We start from the raw sequence: 8,475 nt of genomic DNA, 5'->3' as shown, positions 1-8,475 counted from the left end.
GGCGCATCTACACGCCCCGCGCACCCCAGGCCGACGCCACGCCGGGCTCCGGTGGTTTCAGCTTGGCGGGCGCTGGGGCGGGCGGGTTCTTGAGGTTCTTGGCTGGGGTGGATCGGGTATGAAGCATCTTGCGGTGCCCGCCCCGCGTCGGCCGCGCGGGCGGCCTGGCGGGGCTTACGCGGAGTCTTGCGTCGGGGCGATGGCGCTATTGCCAGGTGTCTGACACCCTAAGAGACGCCGCTCCGATCCCGGGCATATGCGACCCGGGTGTCTGACACCGTCCAAGTTGCTGACCCCGTCCGCGCTTATTGCCAGGTGTCTGACACCCTAAGAGACGCCGCTCCGATCCCGGGCACATGCGACCCGGGTGTCTGACACCGTCCGCGGTGCAACGCTCTTCCCGGTGTCTGACACCCAGGCGCCTACCTCAAATCGCCGGCCCCTTGATCAGCCACTGCAACATCCTCTGCAGCGAATCCCGGTCATATTCCGCATCCGTAAGTCGGTACTGCTCCGGATCGCGATTCACCCACGAATCGGTCACCGTCCATGCATCGCCGTCCTGCTCCAGCCGCAGTGCAAAAATCCAGTTGCCCGTCCAGCTCCGATGCAAGCGCAACCAACCGTCATGCATGTAGATGAACCACTTGTCTTCCATTTCCTTCGGCACGAAGCCCTGCTGCAAGCGGGCGTACTCGTCGGCGGAATAACGCCCCTGAAAATGCAGCGGTTCACGTTGCGCCGGCGCAGGCAGGTGTTTCCAGGAGTCTTGGGTGGCAATGGGCATGTAGGGGCTTCTGTTCTATGCTGAATTCCTCGCATACTACCAAGGCCCCGCCATGCACCTTCAAGCCGCCATTCCGATCCTGCGCATTTTCTCGGTGGAAAAGGCGCGCGACTTTTACCTGGATTTCCTGGGATTCACGTGGGACTGGGAGCATCGCTTCGAGGCGGGTTTTCCGTTGTATGCGCAGGTGCATCGCGGGGACCTGGTGCTGCATCTGTCTGAGCATCATGGCGATGCGACGCCGGGGTCGGCGGTGTTCGTGCGGATGCAGGGCGTGGACGAGTTCCACGCGGAAGTCAGCGCCAGGAAGTATGCCTACATGCGGCCCGGCATCGAGGAGATGCCGTGGGGGCGCGTGATGGCGGTGATCGATCCGTTTGGCAATCGGCTGAGTTTTTGCGAGTCGCAGGACTAGCGGCCCGCGGCTAGACCCCTAGATAGCGATGCGCCAGGTCGGGCTGCGCGGCCAGCTCGGCAGGGCTGCCTTGCCAGACGACGCGGCCCTTTTCCAGAACGTGGTGGCGGTCGACCAGGGTCGCCATCTCCTTGAGGTTCTTGTCGATCACAAGAATGGTCTGGCCTTCTTCCTTCAGGCGGCGCAGGCAGTTCCAGATTTCCTGGCGGATCAGCGGCGCCAAGCCTTCGGTGGCTTCGTCCAGGATGAGCAGGCGCGGATTGATGAGCAGGGCGCGGCCGACGGCCAGCATCTGCTGTTCGCCGCCGGAAAGCGTGCGCGCGGATTGGGTGCGGCGTTCCTTCAGGCGCGGGAACAGGTCGAAGACGCGGCCGACGTGCCAGCCGGCGCGGGTATTGCGGGCGGTGGCGACGAGGTTTTCTTCCACGGACAACGATCCAAACACGCGGCGGCCTTCGGGGACGAGGCCGATGCCTAGCTGCGCGATGCGGTGCGGGGCCATGCCGGTGATGGGCTTGCCGTCGAGCAGGATGGCGCCACCCTGCGCGGGCAGCATGCCCATCAGGGTCTTGACGGTAGTGGTCTTGCCCATGCCGTTGCGGCCGATCAGCGAGACGACTTGCCGAGGCGCGATGTCCATGTCGACGCCGAAGAGCACTTTGCTGGCGCCGTAGCCGCCTTGCAGTTGGTTCACTTGCAGCATCAGTCCTCCTCGCCCAGGTAGGCGGCGCGCACGTCGGGATGGCGGCGCACCTCGTCGGGCGTGCCGGTAAAGATGGTTTTGCCGTAGACCAGCACGGTGACGCGGTCGGCCAGGGCGAAGACGGCGTCCATGTCGTGTTCGACGAGCAGGATGGCGTAGCGGCCTTTCAGCGTCTGGAGCAGCGCGGTCATGCGTTGCGACTCCTCGGCGCCCATGCCGGCCATCGGTTCATCCAGCAGCAGCACGGACGCGTCCAGCGACAGCGCCATCGCCAGTTCGAGCTGACGCTTCTCTCCGTGCGCCAACGCCGACACGCGCACGCCGGCGCGTCCGGCCAGGCCCACGCGTTCGAGCGCGTCGCGCGCCGGTTCGCGCAGCCGGGTCATGCGCCGCGCGCTGCGCCACAGATTGAAGCCGCCAGGGCTGTGCGCCTGCACGGCCATGGCGACGTTGTCTTCGGCGGTGAAGTCGGGGTAGAGCTGGCTGATCTGAAACGAACGGGCCAGGCCTGCGGCCGGACGCCGGTAGGCGGGCATGCGCGTGATGTCGGCGCCGTCGAGCCAGATGCTGCCGGCGTCGGGCAGGATTTCGCCGCTGATCTGCGAGAGCAGGGTGGTCTTGCCCGCTCCGTTCGGGCCGATGAGCGCGTGCAGCTCGCCGGGCCGGACCGCCAGGTCGACGCCCTGCGTGGCCTGCACGGCGCCAAAGGATTTCTGCAGGCCGCGGATTTCAAGTTTGGGATTCGTCATTGCTTGCCTCCCGCCAGCCAGCCGTACACGCCGCGTTTGCCGAAGAGCACCACGAGGACCAGCACGGGCCCCAGGATCAGCATCCAGTGCTCGGTCCAGCCGGTGGCGACCTGCTCGAGGCCCAGGTACACGGCCACGCCGAGCACCGGGCCGAAGATCGACCCCATGCCGCCCAGGATGACCATGGCCATCAGCTCGCCGGATTTCTGCCAGGCCGACATGTCCGGGCTGACGAAGAGCGCGTAGTTGGCCCACAGCACGCCGGCAAGGCCGGTGCCGGCGGCCGACAGCACGAACGCCGTGAGGCGATAGCGCAGCGGCGCGAGACCCAGCGCGATGCTGCGGCGCGGATTCTGCTTGATGCTTTGCAGCGCCATGCCGAAAGGCGAATTGACGATGCGCCGGCACACGATGATCCAGACGGTCATGAGCGCCAGGCACACGTAATAGAAGGTGGCCGGATCGTTCACGTTCAGCCCCGGCAGCGTGTTGCGCGCATCGATCGACAGGCCGTCGTCGCCGCCGTAGATCATCAGCCCGACAAGGATGAAGTACAGCATCTGTCCGAAGGCGAGCGTGATCATGATGAATTGCACGCCGGAAGTGCGCAGCGACAGAAAGCCCACTACCAGCCCGGCCAGCGCGGCAACCGCGACGGCGAGCGGCCACATGACCAGCGCGGCATTGCTGCCGCTCCAGCCAAAGATCGTCTCGCCCATGTTGACGTGGTAGGCAGCGATGCCGATGACGTAGCCGCCCAGCCCGAAGAACGCGGCGTGGCCGAAGCTGACCATGGCGCCATAGCCCAGAATCAGATCCAGGCTGACGGCCGCGATCGCGTAGATGAGAAAGCGCGTCATGAGGTTGACGAGAAAGCTCTCGCCGGTGGCAGACGCGATGGCCGGCACCAGGACGAAGAGCAGCAGCCCGACGGCGTTGACGACGACGCTGCGGGTGAGGCGAGGCCTACCGGCCGCGTAGGTGTCGGTGTAGGTGTCTGACACCCCCGAGGCACGGTGGTGGTATGCGGCGGTTGCGTCCTGGGTGTCAGACACCGGGGCAACCGCGGCAGACGGTGGAATCGATCTGGTCATGAATATCTTCCCTATCGCTGGGCCGGCACCAGCCCGCGCGGCTTGAACAGCAGCACGATGGCCATCAGGATGTAGATGCTGGCCGACACCAGACTCGAACTCGCGGAGTCCGACAGTTCGGGCGGCAGCAGGCGCGACATCCAGAAGGGGATGTAGGCGCGCCCCAGCGCATCGGTCATGCCGATCATCAGCGATCCCACCAGCGCCCCGCGCACCGATCCCACACCGCCCACGACGATGACGACGAACGTGGTGATGAGAATGCGCTCGCCCATGCCGATCTCCACCGCCAACAGGGGCGCGGCCATGACGCCCGCAAAGCCGCAGAGCAGGGCGCCCAGCGTGAAGATCAGGGTGAAGAGGCGCTGGATGTTCACGCCCAGCGCGTCGACCATTTCCCCGTCGTCGGCGCCCGCACGCACCAGCATGCCGACCCGCGTGCGCGAGATCAGCAGCCACAGGCCCAGTGCGACGAACGCGCCCGCACCGATGAAGGCCAGCCGCATGATGGGATAGTTCAACCCGGGCAGGAGCGCGACGGATCCCGACAGAAAGGGCGGAATGTCCATGAAGGGCGGGCTGCGGCCGAACAGCACGGTCACGAGCTCATTGGTGAACAGCGTGAGCCCCAGCGTGGCCAGCACCTGGTCCAGGTGGTCGCGCCGGTACAGGTGGCGGATGACCAGCAGTTCGATGATCAGGCCGTATAGCGCCGCGCCCGCCAACGCGGCCAGCAGGGCGGCGACGAACGATCCCGTGGAGGCGGCCGCGCTGGCCGCGCAGAACGCGCCCACCATGTAGAACGAGCCGTGCGTCAGGTTGATGACGTTCATGATGCCGAACACCAGCGTCAAACCCGCCGACAACAGAAACAGCAAGGCGCTGTATTGCAGGCCGTTCAGGACCTGCTCCAGAAACATCAGCATTGCGACTCCTTCTTCGGAGAGCCTGTATGGCGAGGTGCGCGGCGCCGGCGAGCCCGGCGCCGCGCACCTTGTGCCGCGTCACGGCATCTTGCAGTCGGCGGCGTGCACGTCGGTGTGGTCGCGGGCCAGCACCTTCAGGTTCTTGTAGACCAGCTTGCCGTCGGGGCCCGTTTCGATATGCAGCAGGTACCAGTCCTGGATGGGGTGCTGGTTCGAGCCGAACTTGAACTTGCCGCGCACGCTGGGAAAGTCCGCGCGCCGCAGTGCATTGCGGAAGTCGTCGGGTTTGCCGGTGATGTCGCCGTTCACGGCTTTCAACGCGGAGCCGATCAGATTGGCGGTGTCGTAGGCCTGCGCCGCATAGGCGGTGGGCGGGCGGTTGTAGGCCTTGGTGAAGGCTTCGACGAAGTGCTTGCTCTGCGGGTTGTCCAGGTCGGCGCTCCACAGCGAGCTCAGGTAAAAGCCCTTGCCCGCGGTGCCGGTGGCGGCCAGCATGCGATCGTCCATCGAGTAGATGGGCGTGATCATCTTGATCTTGTCCGCCAGGCCCGAGTTCGCGAACTGCTTGGTCAGGTTGATGCCTGCGCCGCCCGGATGAAACTGGAAGATGGCGTCGGGATTGAGAGAGCGGATGCGCGCCAGCTCCACCGAGAAGTCGGCCTGTTCGAGCTTGGTGTAGATCTCGTCGGCGATCTCGCCTTTGTAGGTGCGCTTGAAGCCGGCGATGGCGTCCCGGCCGGCCTGGTAGTTCGGCGCCATGATGACCACGCGCTTGGCGCCCAACTCGTTGGCGGCCATGCCGGCGGTGTCGGCGTACGAATCGTTCTGGAACGCCACCGAGAAATAATTGGGATTGCAGGCCTTGCCCGCGAAGTTGGAGGGGCCGGCGTTCAGGCTGACGTAGAAGGCGCCGGCGTTCAGCACCGTTGGGCCGACGGCGGCCATGACGTTCGAGAAGTTGATGCCGGTGAACAGACGCACGCCGCCCTGCACCATCTTGTCGGCGATCTGCTTGGCGTTGGCGGGTTTGAGCGCGTCATCCTCGACGCGCACGTTGACCGGCACGCCGCCCAGTTTGCCGCCGCCTTCCTTGACGGCCAGCATGAAGGCGTCGCGCTCGTCCTCGCCGATGTAGCCGGCGGGCGTGGAAAGCGTGCCGATGAATCCGATGTCCACGGGTTTTGGCTGCGCGCTGGCCGCATACGAGGCCAATGACAGCATGACGGCGGCCGCGCCGCGGATGGTGCTTTTGTGCATGGTTGTCTCCTCCTGTACTGATGCTTGTCTGCCGCCTGCTCTTTGGCAAGCGGCGTTTACCCTGCTGCGTCGTTGATTGCTGCGTCGTATTGCCGCGTCGAATCGCCGCGGCGCTTATTGCGGCATGCCTCCCGCCAGACAGTTCTCCACCTTCCACCCATACAGCCACTGCAATGCGTCATAGAACTGGGCCTGGCTGCGTCCCGTCCACAGCATGTTGCGCACGGTGCGCTCCACGCCGCGCGCGTGATAGAGCCTGCCCATTTCGCGTGTGGACCACACCACGCGCGCACTGCGCGGGATGCGGACCGATTCGTACAAGCGGAAGGCGGCGGGCAGGTCGTGCTCGCACTGCCTGACGGCCTCGCCCAGCGTCACGGCGTCTTCCAGCGCCATGCAGGCGCCCTGGGCCATGTATTGCGTCATGGGATGTGCGGCATCGCCCAGGATCGTGACGCGGCCCTCGCCCCACCGTTCCACCGGCTCGCGATCGGCAGTCGCCCAGCGCTTCCAGGAGGTCGGACGGTCCAGCATCTGATGCGGCGTGGGGTGAATGCCCTGGAAATACGACAGCACTTCGTCCTTGCTGCCTTCCCGCACCCCCCATTCTTCCTGCTCGCGGCTATGGAATGTGACGACCAGGTTGTATTGCTGCCCGCCGCGCAGCGGGTAGTGCACCAGGTGGCAATGCGGACCGGCCCACAGCACGGGCGCGTTGATGCGCAGTTCGCGGGGCATGTTTTCCTGCTCGACCACCGCGCGATAGACGACGTGACCCGTGACGCGCGCCGGATCGCCAACCATGCGCTCGCGGATCACGGACTTGACGCCGTCGGCGCCCACCACGGCGTCGGCGCGGTAGCGGTTGCCCTGCGTGTCCACGACTTCCACGCCGTGGTCGTCCTGCACCATGCTGGCGATCTGCGTGGACGTGCGGAACTGGATCAGCGGGTCCTGCTGCACGGCTTCAAGAATGGACAGATGGATGTCGGCGCGATGAATCACCGCGTACGGGCCGCCAAAACGCGCGCGGAACGCCTCCCCGGTGTCGATGCGCACGACTTCCTTGGCGTCCACCGCATCCATCATGATGATGTGGTCGGTGAAGACGGCGCGATCGCGTGCTGTGCGGCCCACGCCCAGGGCATCCAGCGCCGCGAAGGCATTGGGCCCGAGCTGGATGCCGGCCCCGATCTCGCCGATATGCGCGGCCTGCTCCAGCAGTTGCACGGCAATGCCCTGCCGCGTCAGCGCCAGCGCGGCCGCCAGCCCGCCGATGCCGCCGCCCACGACGATCACGGTTTGCGTCTTCGGGTTTGCAGCCTGGTTCGTAGTCATGTCGGAATCTCGCGGGTCAGTCGTGGCCGCCCAGGAAGGCGCCCTGTTGCTTCAATTGCGCCTGCAGCGCGGAAATGGAAACGTCGCCGGGCGCGATGCCGTCGCGCAGCGCCATCGCGGATGCGGTGCCGGCGGCCTCGCCCATGACGAAGCAGCTGCCGCTAACGCGCGCCGCCGACTGGCCTTCGTGCGTCATCGACGCGCAGCGGCCGGCCACCAGCACGTTGCCGGCCACGCCCGGGCCGCGCCGCGGCACCATCATGCGAAACGGCAGCTGGTTGTAGCCGCGCGATTCGGGAATGGGCGGCCACACCCACTTCACGTCGCCCGCCGTGTGCATTTCCAGCGGCCAGCCGTTCACGCCGATGCTGTCCGGAAAATCCGCGCAGCCCAGTACGTGCTCCTGCGTCAGCACGGCTTCGCCCACGATGCGGCGGGTCTCCCGGATGCCGAGCTGCGGCGCGATGTCCAGCACATAGGCCTGTTCGAAACCGGGCACCTTGGCGCGCAGGAATGCCAGGTAGTTCATGATCTGCCGGCGGCCTTCCAATTCGCCTGCCGACAGGGAATCCGCATCGGTGCCGTCCGCCGCGCTGCCGTCCGCATTGGCAAGCTGCGTGACGTTGACGCGCCATTCGTAATCGTGCTTTTGCGGGCGCACGATGGCGCCTTTGCGCGGAAAGGTGAATTCGCCGCTGGACGCGGCCTCGTCCATCAGCGTGGGGATGGTCTTCCAGGCCTCCTGCGCGCGCACCCCGTCCACGTTGCCCACCTTGAACATCAGCGTGGGGTAGAGCATGTGGCCGTGGGCGTCGCCCTTTTCAAAAGGCAAGCCGCCCCACTGCGCGATATCGGCGTCGCCCGAGCAGTCGATGAAGATCTTTGCGCGCACGGCGCAGCGGCCGGACTTGGTTTCCAGGAACAGCGCGTCCACGCGGCCCTGTTCATCGCGCGTCAGACCCGTGGCCAGCGCATGGAACAGCACTTGCGCGCCGCTGTCCTGCACCAGGCCGTCGGCCGCGCACTTGAAGGCCGAGATGTCGTAGGCCTGAGCGTGGATCTTGCCCAGGATCAGATGCGGATCGTTCAGCCCGTCCATCGCGCGCATGCGGTCCAGCAGATCGTCGGTCATGCCGTGCACCACCTGCCGAATGTCGCCGTGGATGTTGGCGTGCAGTCCGCAGAAGTTGGACACGCCGGCGGCGG

The 8,475-nt window shown here is 66.1% G+C and carries 9 protein-coding genes; 1 reads left to right on the top strand and 8 read right to left on the bottom strand.

Annotation, left to right across the window (positions count from 1 at the left end):
* Nucleotides 1-427: 427 nt before the first annotated feature.
* Complete coding sequence (locus RT697_RS26200) at nt 428-787, bottom strand: hypothetical protein (protein WP_313702555.1); 360 nt, start codon at nt 785-787, stop codon at nt 428-430.
* 52 nt (nt 788-839) lie between these two features.
* On the opposite strand from RT697_RS26200, the gene RT697_RS26195 reads away from it, so the two are divergent.
* Nucleotides 840-1,202 (top strand): glyoxalase superfamily protein, encoded by a 363-nt coding sequence (locus RT697_RS26195; RefSeq protein ID WP_239215124.1) that lies wholly within the window; start codon nt 840-842, stop codon nt 1,200-1,202.
* 10 nt (nt 1,203-1,212) lie between these two features.
* Here RT697_RS26195 and RT697_RS26190 read toward each other — a convergent pair whose 3' ends face one another.
* The 7 genes from RT697_RS26190 to RT697_RS26160 form a co-directional block, all read right to left on the bottom strand.
* Nucleotides 1,213-1,905 (bottom strand): ABC transporter ATP-binding protein, encoded by a 693-nt coding sequence (locus RT697_RS26190; protein ID WP_313702554.1) that lies wholly within the window; start codon nt 1,903-1,905, stop codon nt 1,213-1,215.
* Nucleotides 1,905-2,654, bottom strand: a complete 750-nt coding sequence (locus tag RT697_RS26185) for an ABC transporter ATP-binding protein (RefSeq protein WP_313702553.1) — start codon at nt 2,652-2,654, stop codon at nt 1,905-1,907. Before RT697_RS26185 ends, RT697_RS26190 begins: the two co-directional genes overlap by 1 nt.
* On the bottom strand, nt 2,651-3,748 hold the full coding sequence (locus RT697_RS26180) for a branched-chain amino acid ABC transporter permease (protein WP_313702552.1): 1,098 nt from the start codon (nt 3,746-3,748) through the stop codon (nt 2,651-2,653). Before RT697_RS26180 ends, RT697_RS26185 begins: the two co-directional genes overlap by 4 nt.
* An 11-nt stretch (nt 3,749-3,759) precedes the next feature.
* Nucleotides 3,760-4,674, bottom strand: a complete 915-nt coding sequence (locus RT697_RS26175) for a branched-chain amino acid ABC transporter permease (RefSeq protein WP_313702551.1) — start codon at nt 4,672-4,674, stop codon at nt 3,760-3,762.
* A 78-nt stretch (nt 4,675-4,752) separates the two neighbouring features.
* Entirely contained in the window at nt 4,753-5,931 is a 1,179-nt protein-coding gene (locus RT697_RS26170) for an ABC transporter substrate-binding protein (protein ID WP_313702550.1), read from the bottom strand.
* A 114-nt stretch (nt 5,932-6,045) separates the two neighbouring features.
* Nucleotides 6,046-7,269 carry a 3-hydroxybenzoate 6-monooxygenase gene (locus RT697_RS26165; protein ID WP_313702549.1) on the bottom strand — a complete coding sequence of 408 codons (1,224 nt, stop codon included), beginning with the start codon at nt 7,267-7,269 and terminating at the stop codon, nt 6,046-6,048.
* A gap of 16 nt (nt 7,270-7,285) precedes the next feature.
* Nucleotides 7,286-8,475: FAD-dependent oxidoreductase (locus tag RT697_RS26160; protein WP_313702548.1), on the bottom strand; the 1,190-nt coding region annotated here is incomplete at its 5' end.

The sequence above is a fragment of the Achromobacter sp. genome (genome assembly GCF_032113835.1).
GTDB lineage: Bacteria > Pseudomonadota > Gammaproteobacteria > Burkholderiales > Burkholderiaceae_B > Achromobacter.
This window is presented reverse-complemented; position numbering and strand designations above follow the sequence as displayed.